Consider the following 629-nt stretch of genomic DNA (forward strand, 5'->3'; position numbering starts at 1 on the left):
TGGTAGACAACTACCGTAGTGTTCTAAAACTTCGTCAATTGCAAAATTGAGCTCTGGAATGGTTTTATCTACGTAGGTATACCAAAGCGCGTAGTTTGCGGGGGTGGCAGCTACATGATTTTTGATCATTAGTGGCACCGCTTTTTTTAAGTTAGCGGTCGATTTCTTAAACTCGTCAGTCATTTCTGCGATGTTACTAGCAGAATGGAATTGGATTTAGATTACCGGATATTAACTAATATCGCTTTAATTTTTATCATTTTTGCTTGGTTTATATAAAAAAATGAGCAAATAGCGGTGATATTCATAAATCTGAAATTTGATTTTATAAAATTGTGGTTTAAAAAGTGAACGATTGAGGGTGGAAATACGATTTGGCTCCTATGTTCACGATTCATGCAAAGAGCATGGAAAGCGCTGTAGTTAGTAAGAATGGATGATCCGCTCGCGATGCCGAGCGTAAAACAAATCAGTACATTTAGCTCCTCGCCTAAGGACGTTTTTTGAAAAAGAAAATAGGGCTTTACTGGTTTACGTTTGACCTAAGACTTCACGATAACTCGCTATTGGTTGATGCCTCATCTTTTCTGGATGAATTGGTTTGCTTGTATTGTCGCCCTTCAGTAACT

Annotated in this window: 1 protein-coding gene and 1 pseudogene; one reads left to right on the forward strand and one right to left on the reverse strand. The window is 37.8% G+C overall.

Annotated elements, in window-relative coordinates; genetic code table 11:
* Positions 1-183: pseudogene (locus R7Z77_RS26415) on the reverse strand (GGDEF domain-containing protein); the annotation flags it as partial.
* Positions 184-503: 320 nt separating this feature from the next.
* On the opposite strand from R7Z77_RS26415, the gene R7Z77_RS26420 reads away from it, so the two are divergent.
* Positions 504-629 (forward strand): deoxyribodipyrimidine photo-lyase (locus R7Z77_RS26420; protein ID WP_318137179.1); only part of this gene is annotated, 126 nt, incomplete at its 3' end.

The sequence above is a fragment of the Vibrio sp. 1401 genome, assembly GCF_033340295.1.